The following is a 17,454-nucleotide window of genomic DNA, read 5'->3' on the forward strand; positions in this document are numbered from 1 at the left end:
TCAAACCCGGGTTTCAACAGATTTCGGCAACGCCCTGACGCAAATCATCCGCCCGAAAAACCACTTGCGCCATGCTCGGTTTTTTTTTGCCTCTACGCTTGAGTGGCCAGAACCCATCGCCGGAGTTTTTTGTGTTTGCCAATTTGTTGATCATCCTCGCCTCGTCCCTGGTCGTGATTGCCCTGTTTCAGCGCCTGCGCCTGCCGCCAGTGCTGGGTTACCTCTGTGTGGGGTTGATGATCGGGCCGACCGCCTTCAACTGGGTGAATGACAGCGAAGAGTTGCCGGACCTTGCGGAGCTGGGCGTCGTGTTCTTGCTGTTCTCACTGGGCCTGGAGTTCTCCTTGTCGAAAATGCTCGCCCTGCGCCATGTCGTGTTCGGGCTTGGCAGTCTGCAAGTGGTGGGTTGCGGGATATTGCTGGCGGCAATGCTGATGGTGTTTGGCATGCCGACAACGCCGGCCATGTTGCTCGGCGCGGGTCTGTCGCTGTCTTCCACCGCTATCGTCAGCAAAGAGCTGGGAAGTCTCGGCGAGATTTTCAGCAGTCACGGCCAGAATGCTATTGCCGTGCTCTTGTTTCAGGATGTGGTGGCCGTGTTGCTACTGACATTGGTCCCCGTGTTCGCCGGTAGCAGCGATCAGCCCTGGTTCTGGGCGTTGCCGGTAACGCTTGGAAAAACCGTGGTGTTGTTTGTCGGTTTGCTGATGGCCAGTCGATGGTTACTGCCGCGACTGTTTAAGGAAGTCGCGGGCGCTCGCTCCCCGGAATTGTTCGTGCTGTTGGCGCTGGTCATCGTCTTGTTGACCGCGTGGCTGACACACCTGCTCGGCCTGTCTCCCGCCCTCGGCGCATTTCTCGCCGGCATGCTGCTGGGAGAAAGCCGCTACCGGCATCAGATCGAGGCCGATATTCGGCCGTTCCGTGACATCTTTCTTGGCGTGTTCTTCGTCAGCATCGGCATGCTGATCGACTTGCAGCTGTTTGCCAGCCATGGCCTGTTGATCGTCGGATTGACGTTGGGGCTATTGCTGATCAAAGGCTCAGTGGTCGCGCTGCTGGTCAAATGGCGCGGCAGTGACGGCGAAACGGCGTGGCGCAGCGGCCTCGCCCTGGCGCAGGGTGGCGAATTCTGCTTCGCCTTGATGGCGCAGATGCAGCAGAACAAACTGATGCCCGCCGATTTCGGCGGTCTTCTGTTGGCCGCGACTTTCTGCTCGATGCTGGTGACTCCCTTGCTGTTGCGCGCAGCGCCTCACGTTGCGGCTCGCCTGCACCGCCAACCCAACGAAGAAATCAAACTGGCGCAAATCAGCGCAACCAACGCCAGCACGCACAACCACGTGGTGATTTGTGGCTACGGACGCGTGGGTCAATCCATCGGCCGGGCGCTGCGCAATGCATTACAACCTTACATTGCGCTGGACACCGATCCCGTGCGAGTGCAGGAAGCCGCTGTGAACGAAACCTGTGTGCACTACGGCGACTCCCGTCGCGGTGAACTGCTGTCGGCGGTCGGTTTGTCTCGCGCCAGGCTACTGGTCATCGCGGTAGACCAGTCCGACATTGCCTTGCTGATTCTCAAGGAAGCTCGCCGGCTGAATCCAACCGTTCCGATTCTGGTCCGTACACGGGACGACAGCCAGCTCACCGAACTGAAAGCGGCTGGCGCCAGCGAAGTCGTGCCCGAACTGCTGGAGTCGAGTCTGATGCTGGTCTCCCATGCGCTGATCATGCTCGGATTACCAGCGCATCAGGTACGAGAACGAGTGGATCAGATCCGGCACGACCGTTATCGCCTGCTGCACGGTTTTTATCCGGGGGCTCAAGATGAAGAAAAATGATTCAGTCCTGGCTGACCGCGCCGATCTTGTGCACCGACAGGTCCGCGCCGTAATACTCCTCTTCCTGGCTCAGACGCAGGCCATGGCAGGCCTTGATCGCGCCATACACAGCAAAGCCGCCCAGCAACGCCACAATCACACCCAGCGACGTGCCGATCAATTGGCTGATCAGACTGACACCACCCAAACCACCCAGGGCGGTCTGGCCGAAGATGCCGCAAGCGATTCCGCCCCAGACGCCGCACAAGCCGTGCAGTGGCCACACACCCAACACATCATCGATGTGCCATTTACCCTGCGCCGCCGTGAAGCACCAGACAAACAGCGCCCCGGCAATCGCTCCGGTCACCAGCGCCCCCACCGGGTGCATCAGATCGGAACCTGCACAGATCGCTACCAACCCGGCCAACGGGCCGTTATGCAAAAACCCTGGATCGTTGCGTCCGACAACCAACGCCGCCACCGTGCCACCGACCATCGCCATCAGCGAGTTCACTGCGACCAAACCGCTGACGCCCTGCAACGTTTGCGCGCTCATCACGTTGAAGCCGAACCAGCCGACGATCAAAATCCACGAGCCCAATGCCAGAAAAGGAATGCTCGAGGGGGCGAACGCCACCAGTCGCCCTTCGCGATAGCGTCCATGCCTGGGCCCAAGCAACAACACCGCCGCGAGCGCCAGCCAGCCGCCCATGGCGTGAACCACCACAGAGCCGGCGAAATCATGAAAGGCAGCGCCAAAGCGCGCCAGCAACCAGGCTTGCAGCCCATAATTGCCATTCCAGATCATGCCTTCGAAGAAGGGGTAAATGAACGCTACGATCAGCGCCGTCGCGCACAGCTGTGGGACAAACCGCGCCCGCTCGGCAATCCCCCCGGAAATGATCGCCGGGATGGCTGCGGCAAAGGTCAGCAGAAAGAAGAACTTCACCAACCCGTAGCCGTGATCGGCACTGATCACCGCTGCCGGATGCATAAAGGTCACGCCGTAGGAAATCCAATAGCCTATAAAGAAATAGGCGAGGGTCGAAATGGCGAAGTCGCTGAGAATTTTCGACAACGCGTTGACCTGGTTCTTCTGGCGGACCGTGCCGACTTCGAGGAACGCAAACCCGGCGTGCATGGCCAGCACCATCACCGCGCCGATAAGGATAAACAGTGTGTTGGAACTATGGACCAGACTGTCCACAGCGCTTTGCAGATTTTCCATGGAGTTGGCAGACCTGAGGGCTGAAAAAGCACCAAAGCAGTTCACGCAGGCAATCAATGCACCAAGTTGCGGCCGATGTGAACCTGGATAACAGGCGCTACGAGCCGCTTTGGCGCACAAGGTCGAAACCTTTACGCGAGTTTGGATTGTTAGAGTCGGGATATTCCTGAAATCATGCCCAGTTACAGCGCAATGCCGCGCACTGGCGCACCACGACATAGCAAAAGTTGTACCAGTCATTTGTACTGAACCTTCACGCAAGGCTCATACTCGAACGCTTCAGAAGCCACTTACGGAGATTCACCAATGGCCAGCATCAAGGCAAAAACTGCTCAAGAAATTCTGATGAACGATTTTCAGACACTCGTCAGCGACACCGAGCGGTTGCTGGAACACACCAAAGCCATTGCCGGCGATCAGGCTGATGAGCTGCGCGACCAGATCCACGACAGTCTCCTGCGTGCTCGTGAAACCCTGAAGCTGACCGAAGACTCGCTGCGCGAACGCGGCCAGGCAGCTGTCACCGCCGCCGAAGATTACGTACAGACCAATCCGTGGCAGTCGGTCGGTATCGCCGCCGGCGTGGGTTTCCTCATTGGCCTGCTGGCCACTCGGCGCTGATATGTCGATCGGCGAATCCGGCCCGTTCGCGACGGGCACAAGCTCCTCACCGCGGCGCCTGGGTGCCGCTTTTCTTGGACTGTTGCACAGCCATGTCGAACTGTTCGGCATCGAATTGCAGGAACAGAAAGCGCGCACCGTAAGCCTGTTGCTGTTTGCAGGCCTGGCGTTGGTCTTTGCCTTGCTGCTGTTGGTAGGGTTGTCGACGCTAGTGATGATCGTGTTTTGGGACACCTATCGCCTGGCCGCCATCATCGGCCTTTGCGTGTTCTACACCCTGGCAGCGATTTTCTGTGCAATGCGCCTCAAAGCAGCGATCTTCGATGAATCCTCTCCCTTCCATGGCACCCTGGAAGAGTTGGCCAACGATCGGGAGCGCCTGTTGCCATGAGCCTGCCACAACTGCCTCACAACAACTCGCGCGCAGAAATGCGCAAGGCGCTGATTCGTCTGCGCATGGAAATGCACCGTCAGGAGATTCGCCACGAATCTGCGCAACTGTTGCAACCCTTGCAGCGGGTGCGCGGTATGAGCCAAAACCTGCACGACGGTTTCGGCATCAAGCACGCCCCGCTGTGGGGAGTGGCCGCGGTAACCCTGCTTGGTTTCCTGACCGGCAAAGGCGCCAAAAGCGGTGGCGCCAGCAGCCTGACCCGACTGGTGCGTCTTGGCACCTCGCTCGCGCCGCTGATCAAACTGGTCATGCAAACCTCGCGTAAAAACTGAATAGCCACTATCTGGCTGCATTCTTGCAATACCTCCGGGATTAACCTCTTTATCGAGAGGTTCAATCCTGTGCGCCTACCCGGTGAGCAGGTTTATCCAAAAACAAGACCTTACTAAGGAGGCCTCGTGATCGACGGGCAACCGCTCGCCTGCTTTCAGCCGTTCATCGATACCGCCACCGGCCGTATTGCAGGGGTCGAAGCACTGGGTCGACTGCGACAAGCCGACGGCCAACTGACTTCGGTAGGGCCGCTGTTTGCCGACCCGCGAACGCCTGCCATCGCTCTGCGTCGTCTTGATCGCCAGATCCGCGATAACGCTTTGAGCCGTCTGCACGAGGCGCCTTCGGACTGGTTTCTGAGCCTCAACATGTCACCGCGCTGGATCAGCCGTCTGCGTCCTGACCAAGCGTTGCCGAGTCTCAAACAATTGCATCGGCACAACGTCGACTCGCGACGCATCGTGTTCGAGATCACCGAGTTGGGGGGTGACATTCAGCGTCTGGCCGACGTCGTGGCGCGTTATCGACAGGCCGGTTCGCGAATCGCCATCGATGATTTCGGCGCCGGCTATTCGCAGCTCGATCGCGTGCTCGCCTTGCAACCGGACATCCTCAAACTTGACATGCGTCTGTTCCAGGCCGCCGCACTCGGCGGGCCCAGCAGCGACGTGGTCAAAGCACTGGCACAAATGGCGGAGAAAACCGGGTGCTGGATTATCGCCGAGGGCGTGGAAACCGAAGCTCAATTGAATTTTGCCCTGGAGTGCGGCTCTCGCTACGTGCAGGGGTTTCTCTTCGCCCGGGCACAAGCGGACTTCTTTGCCACCGATGCTTTTGTCGAACGCTTCGCGCAACTGCGCCAGCGCTATGTTCAGCAGAAACTGACTGAGCGCGGTCGTTTGATGAGCATGCGCCAACAGCTCAGCGAATTGATGGCCATTCTGCAAGCCTGGGCCCAGGCCCGAGCGCCGCTTAGCGCATTGCCGCAACTGGACGCTTTCCCCTGGCTGTTGCGCTTTTATCAGTGCGACCGTCACGGCACGCAGCTCACGCCGAATCTTGAATGGCGTAACAACGGCTGGGAGGCCGATAACCGCTACCTCGGCCATAACTGGTCATGGCGCCCGTACTTCTATCACCTGCTGGCCGAAGGTTGGGACGAACGTCGCTTGACGCTCTCCAATACCTACCGCGATGCCACCAGCAATCAATACTGCCTCACTGCCGGGCAATTCTTCGATAACGGCGAGCGACTGCTCCTGATCGACATCGACGCAGCCGGGCTCTAGTTCCGCTTGCAGGCACTCGCTTGAACCGGGAAGCTAGGGCAACAGTCACCAGACGGAGAGATCAGCCTTGGATTGGCAGACCCTGCTTACCCGCGAACGCCTTGGAAAGCCCGTGCACAGCCCGGAAGAACTTGGCCGCAGCCCTTTTCACAAAGACCACGACCGGATCATCTTCTCGGGTGCTTTTCGCCGCCTCGGACGCAAGACCCAGGTTCATCCGGTCACCAGCAACGATCATATCCACACGCGCCTTACCCACTCGCTGGAAGTCAGCTGCGTCGGCCGTTCGCTGGGCATGCGCGTCGGCGAGACCATCCGCAGCGCCCTGCCCGACTGGTGCGAGCCCAGCGATCTGGGGATGGTGGTGCAATCGGCTTGCCTGGCCCATGACATCGGCAATCCACCGTTCGGGCACTCTGGCGAAGACGCGATTCGGCACTGGTTCCAGCAAGCCGCCGGACGCGGCTGGCTCGATGCAATGAGCGAAGTCGAACGCAATGACTTCCTCAATTTCGAGGGCAACGCCCAGGGTTTTCGAGTACTCACCCAACTGGAATATCACCAGTTCGATGGCGGTACGCGGCTGACCTACGCCACACTCGGCACCTATCTGAAATACCCCTGGACCGCCAAGCACGCCGACTCACTGGGCTATAAAAAACACAAATTCGGCTGTTATCAGAGCGAACTGCCATTGCTTGAGCAGATCGCGCAAAAACTCGGCCTGCCGCAACTGGAGGAACAGCGTTGGGCGCGCCATCCGCTGGTGTACCTGATGGAGGCCGCCGATGACATCTGCTACGCGCTGATCGACCTGGAAGACGGCCTGGAAATGGAGTTGTTGCAGTACGCCGAAGTCGAGTCGCTGCTGCTGGATCTGGTGGGCGACGATCTTCCGGAAACCTATCGGCAGTTGGGCCCTCAGGACTCGCGTCGACGCAAATTGGCGATCCTGCGCGGTAAAGCCATCGAACACCTGACCAATGCCGCAGCCCAGGCATTCGTCGAGCAACAGGACGCGCTGCTCGCCGGCACCTTGCCGGGCGATCTGGTAGAGCACATGCACGGCCCGGCCAAGCGCTGCGTGTTGAATGCCAAGGACATGGCGCGCAAAAAAATCTTCCAGGACAAGCGCAAAACCCTGCACGAAATTGGCGCCTACACGACCCTGGAAATTCTGCTCAATGCGTTTTGTGGCGCCGCGCTGGAACAACATGACGGGCGCACGCCATCCTTCAAGAGCCGGCGGATACTCGATTTGCTGGGCAACAATGCGCCAGATCCGAATGGCCCATTGCACACTTCATTCCTGCGCATGATCGATTTCATCGCCGGGATGACCGACAGTTACGCAAGTGAAATGGCCCTGGAAATGACCGGCCGTTCAAGCCACGGCTGAAACCCTGTCTCAGCCGCCTCGATGGCTTCGAGCGGCTGGGGCACCGTAGTCGCTCGAAACGCCGCCGTACGATCCAAGTTTCAGCCGCCCCTGAACACTCTATTAAACCGACGCAGAGCATCATCAACGGCTGATTAAACGGTCGACGTGTCTGAACCCCGTGACTGTATCTAGCTAGATGACAGCGCAATAGCGTCTGACGACCCGGCACGATGCGCGAGGAGCAAGTTGGTCAATCACCGAAACAATCGGAAGTTATAAAACAATTGACCCTAACATCATATTAAGAATGCACCGCACTCCAATACATGAGCTGCCAAAACAACACAATCCAACTTTAATAAAGCAGCCATTTATATCCATGGCGCACATACAATAATTCCCCCCTTCCTCATGCGAAACCTAGTTGAGGCGTAGGCCAATTCTTCTTCATTTGTAGGATTTGTCCTATATCACTGCTACAGCCTTGTCGGTTCATGCGGCACCGCAACTATCTGAGCTAAGGTGCCCGCTTTATTCGAGCGCGTATGGGATTTGATTATGAACTCTGTTTTTATTGTCGACGATCACCCTGTCATCCGTCTTGCCGTCCGAATGTTGCTTGAACATGAGGGTTATAAAGTCGTCGGCGAAACTGACAATGGCGTCGATGCGATGCAGATGGTTCGCGAATGCATGCCCGACCTGGTCATTCTCGACATCAGCATCCCCAAACTGGACGGACTGGAGGTCCTGTCACGTTTCAACGCAATGAGTACGCCCCTGAAAACATTAGTTTTAACCGCACAGTGTCCGACTCTTTTCGGTATTCGTTGCATGCAATCGGGCGCATCGGGCTATGTCTGCAAACAGGAGGACCTCAGCGAACTGGTGAGCGCAATCAAGGCGGTACTTTCCGGTTACAACTACTTCCCGAGTCAGGCTTTGAATCCCGCTCGAGGCGATGAGGCAAGGTATGCCGACCTGGAACTGTTCAAGTCAGTCAACGACCGAGAACTAATGGTATTGCAACTTTTTGCCCAAGGCCGTACCAACAAGGAAATTGCCAAAGGGATGTTCCTGAGTAACAAAACAGTCAGTACTTATAAAAAACGTCTTATGCAGAAACTCAAAGCCAAATCACTGGTTGAACTCATCGACATGGCTAAACGCAACGCATTAGTGTGAGAAACAGGATGCCCAGTCGTTTGAAGGACTATCTGATACTGTTGATCGCGGCAGTATGCCTGAGCACTTCGGTGTGCCAAGCGCAGGCTGCCAGCGAGAAGTACACCCTGTTAAGTCGTTCAAGGGTCGGGGACATGGACGTCCAACTGGATGCAGCACAACGAAAATGGATCAGCCACAAAAGAGAATTGATCCTGGGCACTTCGGCGCCTGATTACCCGCCGTTCGATATGACCCTCAGCGGGCGCGACTATGAAGGCTTTACCGCCGACTATGCAGGGATCCTGGGCACTGCCACTGGCCTGCCGGTCAAGGTTCAGCGCTACGCCTCCCGGGGCGATGCAATCATTGCCCTGGAAAAAGGTGAGGTCGATATGCTCGGTAGCGCCAATGGCTTCGAAGCGCGCAACGCCGATATTGTTCTTTCCGCGCCCTACGCCGTGGATCAGCCAGTGCTGGTCACTCGGGAAGGCGAAACCCGCTCCTTGAGCGATGGCCTTGCGGGCTTGCGGCTGAGCATGGTGTATCACTATTTGCCACAGGAAGAAGTCAGGGCCTTGTACCCCAAGGCAATCATCACCTCCTATCCCTCCTACCAGAATGCAATCAATGCGGTGGCGTTTGACCAAGCCGATGTGTTCCTCGGTGACACCATTTCAACCCACTACATGATTAACAAGGGCTACCTGAACAACATCCGCATGGCCAACTTCGGTCAGCACGAAGCTCACGGTTTCAGCTTTGCCGTCCACAAGGACAACCCAGAGCTGCTTAGCATCATCAACACCCTGCTTCGGGCCATCCCGGCCAGCGAGCGCGAACACATTTCCAAACGCTGGAGTGCTGGCAGCGACATTCTTCTTACCGATCAAAAACTGCAACTTACTCAGCGCGAACAACACTGGCTGGCGCAGCATCCGATAGTTCACGTGGTGGTCAATGAAGCGTTAGCGCCACTGACATTTTTTGACAGTGAAGGACACTTTCGCGGCGTGACCGCAGACCTGCTCGAACTGATCAGATTGCGTACCGGCCTGCGGTTCGAGGTCCATCGCAGTCGTAGCGATGACGAGATGGTCCAGCAAATCAGTACCCATCAAGCTGATCTGATCGCCGCCCTGCTCCCGACCGCCGAGCGTGAAAAGACCTTGAACTTCAGTCGACCCTATCTGGAAAACTCGTTTGTCCTGTTGACTCGCAAGGCCGCTGACAGCCCGGCAAATCTCTCGCAATTTTCCGGTAAGCGCTTGGCGATTGCCCAGGGCAATCCGCTGGTCGATTACCTGCGCCGTGAATTTCCGCATATTCACCTGATCGAAACCCCAGACACGTTCAGTGCCGTGGAATTGCTCGACGACGGCCACGCAGAAGGGTCGGTGAACTCGCTGGTGGTTGCCAACTACTTCATCTCGTCACAAGTCTTCGAGCACACCCTTCAAATCAGCACCACCATCGGCACGAAACAAGCGGCATTTTCCCTGGCAACCGGACGAAACGCCAAGGAACTGGGGACCATTCTCGACAAGGCACTGCTGAGCATTTCGCCGGAAGAACTGGGCATCATCAACAGCCGCTGGCGTGGTTATTCGTCCGCGACGCAAAACACCTGGCGCAACTACCACCGGCTCTTTTACCAGATCGTTTTTGGCGTTGGCGCGTTGTTGCTGATTTCGGTGGCGTGGAACGCCTACATGCGCCGCCAGATAAAAGAGCGTCAGGCCGCCGAGCGTGCACTGAACGATCAGTTCGAGTTCATGCGATCGCTGGTCGACGGAACGCCTCATCCGATCTACGTTCGTGACCGTCAGGGGGTGCTACAAAGCTGTAATGAAAGTTACCTGGAAGCCTTCTGCGCCAAACGCGAAGACGTTATCGGAAAAAGCGTGATGCAGGGCGCCCTGAACAATTCGTTCGAAGCCCGTGAATATCAGGCTGACTACCAGCGCGTTGTGACGGAAGGGACGCCGTTGATTCGTGACCGACCGCTGCATATCGGTGGACGCAGGCTGACGATTTATCACTGGATATTGCCGTATCGGGACTCGCGCGGTGAAGTGAAAGGCATTATTGGCGGCTGGATCGACATCAGCGATCGGCGCCAACTCCTTGATGACCTGCGTACAGCCAAGGAACGGGCCGATGAAGCCAATCGAGCCAAAAGCACCTTTCTGGCCACAATGAGCCATGAAATCCGCACTCCGATGAATGCAATCATCGGCATGCTCGAACTGACCCTCAAGCGTATCGATCACAGCCATCCGGATCGCCCGGCCATCGATGTCGCGTATCGGTCGGCAAAAGACCTGCTGGAACTGATCGGCGACATTCTCGATATTGCACGCATCGAATCCGGGCGCCTGAGCCTCAGCCCGGAACGCGTCAACCTGCCTGAAACGGTAGCCTCGGTCGTGCGGATCTTCGACGGGCTCGCCCGGCAAAAGAATCTTCGCCTGTCGCTGACGTTCAGCCCCGCCAAACCTGCCTACGATGTCCTGCTGGACCCCATGCGCTTCAAACAGGTGCTGTCGAACCTGGTCAGCAACGCCATCAAGTTTACCGAGCAGGGGCAAGTGAAGATTCTGGTCGAGCTGCAACCAGGCGACCAACCGGATCGTGTCCGTTTGCAGTTGAGCGTTCAAGACACCGGAGCCGGGATCAGCGAACAGGACCAGCAACGACTGTTCGAGCCGTTCACCCAGGTGGCCCATTCCGGGCATTCGCCGAGAGGAGGAACCGGCCTGGGCCTTGTGATCAGCCGTAACCTCTGCGAAATGATGGGCGGCAGCCTGCAATTGAGCAGCCAGACAGGCGTCGGCACTCAAGTCCGGATCTCACTCGAGCTTTCATCACTGGAACCCGCCCGGATGGCTCAAGCCACGGAGTCAGACGTCCTCATCAACTCAGTCCCGCTCAACGTTTTGGTGATCGACGATCATCCCGCCAATCGCTTGCTCATGTGCCAGCAGCTGGAATTCCTGGGGCACCGTTTCAGCGACGCGGAGGATGGCGCCCAGGGGTTCGAGGCGTGGAGTAACGGGGCGTTTGATCTGGTGATTGTCGATTGCAACATGCCTATCATGAACGGCTACGAACTGGCCGGCGCCATTCGCCTCCACGAACGGCAAACACAGCGCACGCCGTGCAAGGTGCTGGGGTTCACCGCTAACGCACAACCGGAGGAAATCCACCGCTGCAAGCAGGCCGGAATGGACGATTGCCTGTTCAAACCCCTGAGCCTGACGGCTTTGAGTCAATGGGTCGAAAGCATCGATCCGCCCCCGCGCGCGCCGGCGTTCAGTCTTGAAGGTTTGCACCTTTTAACGGGTGGAAACCCGGCAATGGACCAGCGTCTGCTGTCCGAACTGCTCAAAAGCAATCGCCTGGACCGCCAGGAATTGCTGGCATTGTCCCAATCGAAGGATCGTCAGTCATTTCTGGACGTTGCCCACAAAATCAAGGGCGCGGCGCGCATTGTCCAGGCCTCCCGAGTAATCGACAGCTGCGAGGCGCTCGAAAAAGCCTGTCATGAAACCTTCCGCCCTGACGAAGTGACCGACTGCACCAAGGCTATGGACCAGGCCATGCTCGATCTGGAGCACGCACTGCAACAACAAATAGGTATCAACGACCGAAGCAGAATGGTGGGGCCTTAACTATGCTTGGACGCTAAGCAGTGTGTTAAACATCATGGAGAGACCGGTAATGCCCAGCCCACTGCGCCCGGAACAACGCCGGTTCCCTCTGCACGTCCATATCAGTGTGATGTTTACTTTCCTGCTTTTGCTGACCGGCACCGTGCTGGGTATTTTCAATTACCGGCAAACCACGCAAATCATTTTTTCCAGCAGCGAAAAGTTGTTTGACCGTATCGAGCAGGATGTTCGGCGAGATCTGCAAGACACTTACGAACCGATCCGCCACCTGCTGAGCCTGCTGGTATACAACCCGGGGGTTCAGGCGCCTGACCTGGAGCAACGCCTGGCGTTACTCAAACCCTTCAGCCAGTCGCTCAACGACAACCCCAACCTGGCGTCGTTGTACGTGGGCTACGGCAATGGCGACTTTTTCATGGTTCGTCCGCTGCGAACCGCTGCGCTGAAAATCAAAGTGAAGGCGCCGCAAATGGCGGCGTTTCAGGTGTGGAGCATTGAGCACAGCAGCAGGCAGATTCGCTCTCAGGCGTTGTTTTTCGATCAGGATCTGGCGCTCATCAACCGTCAGCAGTATCCCGACGAAACCTACGCCCCTCGCAACCGTGCCTGGTTTACCAGCGCCCGCAGCGGCACGAGCCAGATCACCACCGAACCCTACGTCTTTTTCTCCACCCACAACGTGGGCACGACGTTAGCCCGACGCAGTGGCGACGATGCGGTGCTGGGCGCGGACCTGACGCTGGCCGAACTCTCGGCAACCCTGGCTAAACACGTGGTGACTCCTCACACCGAGATCGTCCTGTTCGATGCCGACGGCAATGCCGTTGCCTATCCCGACAGCAACAAACTGATCATTGACGACCAGACCGCCCGCCTGATCAAGGCTGCCGACCTGAGCCCCGGTCTCGGCGCGCTGCTGAAAACGCCTCCCGAAGGAAATCGCCTGAATGCCGACGGACGCGAATGGATCTCGGCGCTTAGCAGTATGCCGGAGGGAGGTCCAAAGGGACTGCAACTGGCGTTGCTGGTGCCGGAGGACGAATTGCTGACAGACGCCTACCGGACGCGCTGGCAAGGTGCGCTGATCACTCTGGCGACACTGTTGTTGTGTCTGCCGCTGGGATGGCTGACCTCAAGAATCCTGGTCAAACCCCTGCGTTCGCTGGTGCAGGAGGCGGATGCGATTCGCAGCTTCGATTTCAGTTTTCCCGCCAGTCGCCGCTCGCCGGTATTGGAAGTCGATCAATTGAGCGTGTCGATGGCACGCATGAAAGACACACTGGGGAGCTTCTTCCAGATCACCGATAGCCTGAGCGCCGAAACCCGTTTCGCGCCGCTGTTACAGCGGGTGCTGTTTGAAACGGTGAAGATCGGTCAAGCCCAGGCTGGGTTGATTTACCTGCGTGAGCACGACAGCGACCGGATGGAGCCCCATGGCCTGGTGATCAACGAAGCGCCCCAGGAATTGTCAGCCTTTGATCTTCAAAGCCACGACCTTCAGTCCCTTGATAGCCCTCAATGGATGCAACAGCTGGCGAACACCGACAACGTCGTCACGAACCTGGGCTTCGAACAATCGGAGGATTTGCGCAAGGTGCTGCTGGCACTGCAATGCCCGCGCGTTCATCTGATTGGTATCCGCTTGCACAATCGTCACGATGAAACCGTGGGCCTGCTGGTGCTGTTGCTGGCGGACAGCGGCGCACAGAATGACCTCGAAAAACTGCGACCCGACCGCATCGCATTTCTCCAGGCGGTGTCTGGCGCGGCCGCCGTGAGTATTGAGAGTCAGCGCCTGCAAGCCAAGCAGAAGCAATTGCTGGACTCATTCATCCAGCTGCTTGCCGGCGCGATCGATGCCAAAAGCCCCTACACCGGAGGCCATTGCCAACGGGTGCCAGAGCTGACGTTGATGCTCGCGCACGCGGCGGCCGACAGCCAGGCACCGGCGTTCAGCGGTTATCAACCTACCGACGACGAGTGGGAGGCGCTGCACATTGCGGCCTGGCTGCACGACTGCGGCAAGGTCACCACGCCGGAATACGTGGTCGACAAGGCCACCAAGCTGGAAACCCTGAACGACCGCATCCACGAAATTCGCACCCGCTTCGAAGTCCTGAAACGCGATGCCTGGATCAACTATTGGCAGGCTGTCGCTCTGGGCGGCGACGAAAAACACCTGGCCGAACTGCGCAATTCGCACCTTGGCGAGCTGGACGACGACTTCGCGTTCGTCGCGCACTGCAATCTGGGCAGCGAGGCCATGGCGGAGGCCGACCTGCAACGCCTGGGCGGCATCGCTCAGCGTACGTGGGTCCGCACCCTGGATGATCGCCTGGGGGTGTCCTGGGAAGAAAATCGCCGACAGGCACGCGTGCCTGCGCCAACCCTTCCGGTCAGCGAGCAGCTGCTGGCGGACAAGCCCGAGCACTTGCTCGAACGCATCGAAAGCGAATTGATCCCCGAAGACAATCCGTGGGGGTTCAAGCTCGATGTGCCCCGCCACAAGTACAACCGGGGCGAGCTCTACAACCTGAGCATCACCCGAGGCACGCTGACCCGAGAGGAGCGTTACATCATCAATCACCACATGGTGCAGACGATCCTGATGCTCAGCCACCTGCCGTTTCCCGGACACCTCAACAACGTTGCCGAAATCGCTGGAGGCCATCATGAAAAAATGGACGGCACCGGGTATCCCAAACGGTTGAAGCGTGAAGAGATGAGCCTGCCGGCCCGGATGATGGCGATTGCCGATATTTTCGAGGCGCTGACCGCCGCCGACCGGCCCTACAAGAAAGCCAAATCATTAAGCGAAGCGCTGGGCATCATGGCCACCATGTGCCGTGACGCCCACATCGACCCGGACCTGTTCGGACTGTTCATCAACGAAGCGATCTACCTGCAATACGCCAGTCGATTTCTCGATCCGCAGCAGATTGACGCCGTCGACCCGTCGAGCCTGCTGACCAAGGCCGGCCTGAAGGCATGATCAGCAGTCGGTCAGACGCAGAAAAATCGCCGCCAATTGTTCAATGCCGGCCTGATCTTCGGCCGAAAAACGGCCGAGCATCGGGCTGTCGAGGTCCAGTACGCCGATCAGGCGCCCTTCCTTGACCAGTGGCACGACCAGTTCGCTGTTCGAAGCGCTGTCGCAAGCGATATGGCCGGGGAACGCATGGACGTCCTCGACCCGCTGAGTCTTCAACGTCGCCGCCGCTGCGCCGCACACACCCCGGCCGAACGGGATCCGCACGCAGGCGATCTGCCCCTGAAACGGGCCCAGCACCAGCTCTTCATTGCGATTGAGATAGAAACCGGCCCAGTTCAGATCATCGAGCTGGTTGTACAGGAAGGCCGAGAACTGCGCGGCGTTCGCAATGAAGTCACGCTCGTCCGCCAGCAACGACTCCAGCTGCGCCCACAACATCCCGTAACCTTCCAGCCCTTGGCCGCTCTTCTGTAAATCGATCATGCTTTGTGCTCCAACAGCTTGAGCCCGACCCAATAGCGGGCAAATTGATACGCGCAACGTCCATTGCGATTGCCCCTCCCCGTGGCCCAGCGCACCGCAAGGATGTCCAGTTCTTCGTCGCGCTGCCAATCAAGGCCGGCCTTGTCGGCCAGTTGACCGATCCAGTGCTCGACGACGTTGAGGAAATGCTCCTGAGTAAACGGATAGAACGACAGCCACAGGCCGAAACGGTCCGACAACGCGATCTTGTCTTCAACGGCCTCGCTAGGATGCAATTCGCCGTCGACGCGTTTCCAGTTTTCGTTATCGCTCTCTTTCTCCGGCACCAAATGGCGACGGTTGGAGGTGGCGTACAGCAGAACGTTGTCCGGCGCCTGCTCAAGAGAGCCGTCGAGTACGCTTTTAAGCACTCGATAGTCGCCCTCGCCCGACTCGAACGACAGGTCATCGCAGAACAGCACGAAACGCTGAGGCAGTTTGCCGATTTGCTCCACCACGCGCGGCAGGTCGGCCAGGTGATCGCGTTCGATCTCGATCAGCCGCAAGCCGGCTTCGGCGTGCTCGGCGAGCAAGGCGCGCACCAGCGACGACTTACCGGTGCCGCGCGAACCCCAGAGCAACGCGTGGTTGGCCGGCATGCCGTCGATGAACTGTTGGGTATTGCGCCCCAGTTGCTCCAGTTGTCGGTCGACGCCAATCAGGTCCGACAGGCGCATGTCGAGGCTGACTTCCAGCGGCAGCAGAAACCCGCTGCGCCCCTCGCGTTGCCAGCGCGCAGCCAGGCATTGCGTCCAGTCGATGGACTGCCGAGGTGCAGGCAGCAACGGTTCGATTCGGGCCAGAACGGCATCGGCGCGTTCAAGAAAAGCATTCAATCGGGAATCCACGTCTTCTCCTCGGGCACGTTCACAGTAATGATGGCGTTACAGCGACGAAACACAGCGTTCGATGCCCGGTTCATCCCTTGCCACGCAAAGGCTCGTGGGAACATCGGTATCCATGCATGATCGACTATGCTTGAGCAGCGAAGGGAAACGGAAGTGGTTCAACACCCCATGGATATCAAGTTCACCCACCGGCTGTCCTACAAGCAAGCCAGGCTTACTGTGCTGGTCGGTTTCATTCTGGGCACGCTGCTCAGCCTGCTGCAAATAGGCATCGATTATGCCAGCGAAGACGCCTCCATCAACCGTGAAATCCTGTCGTTGCTGGAAATCAGCCATAACCCGGCCTCGCGCATTGCCTACAACATCGACGCCGAACTGGCCCAGGAACTGACCATGGGCTTGCTGCATTCGCCAGCAATCATCAGCGCCAAACTGACCGACAACAACAATACCGTGCTGGCCAGCGTCAAACGCCCGACTTTGCAAAGCGGTTATCGGGTGATCAGCGACTCGCTGTTCGGAGCCCATCGGAGGTTCGAAGACCGGCTCTTTCTCGGTCACTTGCCAGACGAATCCCTTGGCACCTTGCAACTGGAAGTCGACACCTACGCCTTCGGCAGCCGTTTCCTGCGCCGGGCTGAAGTGACACTGCTCAATGGCTTCGCCCGCAGCCTGATCCTGACCGGTATTTTGCTGGCGTTGTTTTACGTGATGCTGACCAAGCCGCTGGTGCGGGTCATTCGCGAACTCAGTGGCCGCGATCCGCGCAGTGCGGAACCGACCACACTGGAGTGTCCGGCCGGGCACACCAACGACGAAATAGGCGTGCTGGTGAAGGTTGCCAATCAACAGTTCGAAAACATCGCCACCGAAATCCAGCAAAGGCGTAACGCCGAAAACCGTCTCACCGATTACCTCGCGCAACTGGAAAACATCGTCTCGGCCCGCACCGCCGAGCTCAAGGCCATTAATACCAGGCTCAGCCAGTCCAATCAGGAACTTGAAGTCGCCCGCAGCACCGCGCTGGATATGGCCGAAGCACGCTCGGTATTTCTCGCCAACATGAGCCATGAAATCCGCACGCCGCTCAACGGCCTGCTGGGAATGATTGCACTCTCGCTGGACGGCCCGCTGAACCCTGAACAGCAGCAACAGCTGTCGATTGCCCATGACTCGGGCAAA

The 17,454-nt window shown here is 58.2% G+C and carries 13 protein-coding genes; 10 read left to right on the forward strand and 3 right to left on the reverse strand.

What is annotated here, in order from left to right:
• The first annotated feature begins 131 nt into the window (after positions 1-131).
• A complete protein-coding gene (locus ACQKP4_RS06820) occupies positions 132-1,844 on the forward strand; it encodes a cation:proton antiporter (protein ID WP_427631588.1) in 1,713 nt (570 codons plus the stop codon).
• Position 1,845: 1 nt separating this feature from the next.
• Here ACQKP4_RS06820 and ACQKP4_RS06825 read toward each other — a convergent pair whose 3' ends face one another.
• The gene (locus ACQKP4_RS06825) at positions 1,846-3,054 is read right to left on the reverse strand and encodes an ammonium transporter (RefSeq protein WP_427631590.1); all 1,209 of its coding nucleotides are present in this window, start codon (positions 3,052-3,054) and stop codon (positions 1,846-1,848) included.
• A gap of 306 nt (positions 3,055-3,360) precedes the next feature.
• Here ACQKP4_RS06825 and ACQKP4_RS06830 point away from each other — a divergent pair, with 306 nt between their 5' ends.
• From ACQKP4_RS06830 to ACQKP4_RS06865, 8 genes are all read left to right on the forward strand, one after another.
• The gene (locus tag ACQKP4_RS06830) at positions 3,361-3,675 is read left to right on the forward strand and encodes a DUF883 family protein (protein ID WP_427631592.1); all 315 of its coding nucleotides are present in this window, start codon (positions 3,361-3,363) and stop codon (positions 3,673-3,675) included.
• A 1-nt stretch (position 3,676) separates the two neighbouring features.
• Positions 3,677-4,066: a phage holin family protein gene (locus tag ACQKP4_RS06835; protein ID WP_427631594.1), complete on the forward strand. Its 390-nt coding sequence runs from the start codon at positions 3,677-3,679 to the stop codon at positions 4,064-4,066.
• Positions 4,063-4,401: a hypothetical protein gene (locus tag ACQKP4_RS06840; protein WP_427631596.1), complete on the forward strand. Its 339-nt coding sequence runs from the start codon at positions 4,063-4,065 to the stop codon at positions 4,399-4,401. Before ACQKP4_RS06835 ends, ACQKP4_RS06840 begins: the two co-directional genes overlap by 4 nt.
• Before the next feature lie 126 nt (positions 4,402-4,527).
• The gene (locus ACQKP4_RS06845; RefSeq protein WP_427631598.1) at positions 4,528-5,691 is read left to right on the forward strand and encodes an EAL domain-containing protein; all 1,164 of its coding nucleotides are present in this window, start codon (positions 4,528-4,530) and stop codon (positions 5,689-5,691) included.
• Between the two features lie 67 nt (positions 5,692-5,758).
• Entirely contained in the window at positions 5,759-7,090 is a 1,332-nt protein-coding gene (locus ACQKP4_RS06850) for a deoxyguanosinetriphosphate triphosphohydrolase (protein ID WP_427631600.1), read from the forward strand.
• 540 nt (positions 7,091-7,630) lie between these two features.
• On the forward strand, positions 7,631-8,257 hold the full coding sequence (locus tag ACQKP4_RS06855) for a response regulator (RefSeq protein ID WP_427631602.1): 627 nt from the start codon (positions 7,631-7,633) through the stop codon (positions 8,255-8,257).
• Positions 8,258-8,265: 8 nt separating this feature from the next.
• Positions 8,266-11,910, forward strand: a complete 3,645-nt coding sequence (locus tag ACQKP4_RS06860; RefSeq protein WP_427631604.1) for a transporter substrate-binding domain-containing protein — start codon at positions 8,266-8,268, stop codon at positions 11,908-11,910.
• 49 nt (positions 11,911-11,959) lie between these two features.
• Positions 11,960-14,902, forward strand: coding sequence for an HD domain-containing phosphohydrolase (locus tag ACQKP4_RS06865; RefSeq protein ID WP_427631606.1), 2,943 nt, complete (start codon positions 11,960-11,962; stop codon positions 14,900-14,902).
• On the opposite strand, the gene ACQKP4_RS06870 is transcribed toward ACQKP4_RS06865, so the two are convergent.
• Together ACQKP4_RS06870 and ACQKP4_RS06875 are read right to left on the reverse strand one after the other, a co-directional pair.
• A complete protein-coding gene (locus ACQKP4_RS06870) occupies positions 14,903-15,385 on the reverse strand; it encodes a GAF domain-containing protein (protein ID WP_427631608.1) in 483 nt (160 codons plus the stop codon).
• Entirely contained in the window at positions 15,382-16,272 is an 891-nt protein-coding gene (locus tag ACQKP4_RS06875) for an ATP-binding protein (protein ID WP_427631610.1), read from the reverse strand. Before ACQKP4_RS06875 ends, ACQKP4_RS06870 begins: the two co-directional genes overlap by 4 nt.
• A 168-nt stretch (positions 16,273-16,440) precedes the next feature.
• Between ACQKP4_RS06875 and ACQKP4_RS06880 the strand changes: the two genes are divergently transcribed.
• Positions 16,441-17,454, forward strand: a 1,014-nt coding sequence (locus tag ACQKP4_RS06880) for a histidine kinase dimerization/phospho-acceptor domain-containing protein (RefSeq protein WP_427631611.1), incomplete at its 3' end; no start/stop codon positions are given.

This window comes from Pseudomonas sp. NPDC086278 (assembly GCF_050280905.1).
In the GTDB taxonomy this organism is placed as follows: Bacteria; Pseudomonadota; Gammaproteobacteria; order Pseudomonadales; family Pseudomonadaceae; genus Aquipseudomonas.

Excerpts from the sequence above, each read along its gene's own strand:
- ACQKP4_RS06860 (WP_427631604.1), top strand. The coding sequence starts at position 8,266 with ATGCCCAGTCGTTTGAAGGACTATCTGATACTGTTGATCGCGGCAGTA.
- ACQKP4_RS06830 (WP_427631592.1), top strand. The coding sequence starts at position 3,361 with ATGGCCAGCATCAAGGCAAAAACTGCTCAAGAAATTCTGATGAACGAT.
- ACQKP4_RS06835 (WP_427631594.1), top strand. The coding sequence starts at position 3,677 with ATGTCGATCGGCGAATCCGGCCCGTTCGCGACGGGCACAAGCTCCTCA.
- ACQKP4_RS06855 (WP_427631602.1), top strand. The coding sequence starts at position 7,631 with ATGAACTCTGTTTTTATTGTCGACGATCACCCTGTCATCCGTCTTGCC.
- ACQKP4_RS06840 (WP_427631596.1), top strand. The coding sequence starts at position 4,063 with ATGAGCCTGCCACAACTGCCTCACAACAACTCGCGCGCAGAAATGCGC.
- ACQKP4_RS06870 (WP_427631608.1), bottom strand. The coding sequence starts at position 15,385 with ATGATCGATTTACAGAAGAGCGGCCAAGGGCTGGAAGGTTACGGGATG.
- ACQKP4_RS06865 (WP_427631606.1), top strand. The coding sequence starts at position 11,960 with ATGCCCAGCCCACTGCGCCCGGAACAACGCCGGTTCCCTCTGCACGTC.
- ACQKP4_RS06825 (WP_427631590.1), bottom strand. The coding sequence starts at position 3,054 with ATGGAAAATCTGCAAAGCGCTGTGGACAGTCTGGTCCATAGTTCCAAC.